We start from the raw sequence: 979 nt of genomic DNA on the forward strand, positions 1-979 counted from the left end.
ATTTAATCATATAATTTAAGAGAAGATATATACATAAAGAAATTAAATGGAGGAACTTACATGAAATACATTCAATTTACTAAGAAAGAAAATGAGATCATGGATATCTTATGGAAGCATGATGTTGCAATGTCTGCAAACGATATTAAATTAGCTTCCAAAGATTTGAGTATCAATACGATTCAGCAAACGCTACAAAAATTATTGGAGATAAAATATATCAAGGTTGCAGGAATCGGACAGAACAAGAAGGCAATCACAAGATTATATAGACCAGTTATATCCGAAGCAGAATATGTGAATTCATTTATTGGCGAAGATACACGAGCAAAAATTTCAGCTTATTTTGTTGAGCACACAGATGATTTAGAGATGATTGAACAATTAAAGAATTTGATTCAAGAAAAAGAGAAAGAGTTAAAATAATGCGATTTTCTGCATCATCTCTTTTCATTACTTTGTGTATCAGTTTTTTGTTGATTCTTCTGTTAGACATTTTACTTTCATATAAAAAAAGTTATAAATTATTTCGGACAGATTTTATAACAGTACTAATCGTTGTTGTCGTAGTAAGAATGTTTGTGCCACTTGAATTCAAATTTACTAAAACCATTATAGTACCCACAATCATGAATCCAATCATTGTACTGTTGCAATATAAAATTTATGCAAATGTGCAAGTATATCAATTCTTATTATTAGTTTGGGTATTAGGTATTATATGGAACCTGATTAAATGGATTCGCGCAATTCAAATTACCAAAGACATGTACAAACGTATTGAAAAACATTCAGAACATTATCATATAAGCAATTTTATTGATAACTATCAAGAAGAAAATTATGTAGTATTAAGAACGAACTATGTTTCTTCCCCTATGGTCATGGGCTTTAATAAAACTATATTGATACCAGACGTATACCTTTCACAAGAAAATTTAAAAAATGTATTACTTCACGAAACATGGCATATTAAAAA

General features: G+C 28.6%; 2 protein-coding genes. Both read left to right on the plus strand.

Annotated features, from left to right (window positions below; genetic code table 11):
* Window positions 1–60 precede the first annotated feature (60 nt).
* Window positions 61–426, plus strand: coding sequence for a BlaI/MecI/CopY family transcriptional regulator (locus LJE08_RS13595; RefSeq protein ID WP_227403530.1), 366 nt, complete (start codon window positions 61–63; stop codon window positions 424–426).
* Window positions 426–979, plus strand: a 554-nt coding sequence (locus LJE08_RS13600; protein ID WP_227403531.1) for a M56 family metallopeptidase, incomplete at its 3' end; no start/stop codon positions are given. The genes LJE08_RS13595 and LJE08_RS13600, both read left to right, overlap by 1 nt.

It is taken from the genome of Holdemanella sp. DFI.5.55 (assembly GCF_020593575.1).
Classification (GTDB): domain Bacteria; phylum Bacillota_I; class Bacilli_A; order Erysipelotrichales; family Erysipelotrichaceae; genus Holdemanella; species Holdemanella hominis.

What these genes read in the sequence shown, in the direction of transcription:
- LJE08_RS13595 (WP_227403530.1), top strand. Translation starts at nt 61, where the DNA reads ATGAAATACATTCAATTTACTAAGAAAGAAAATGAGATCATGGATATC.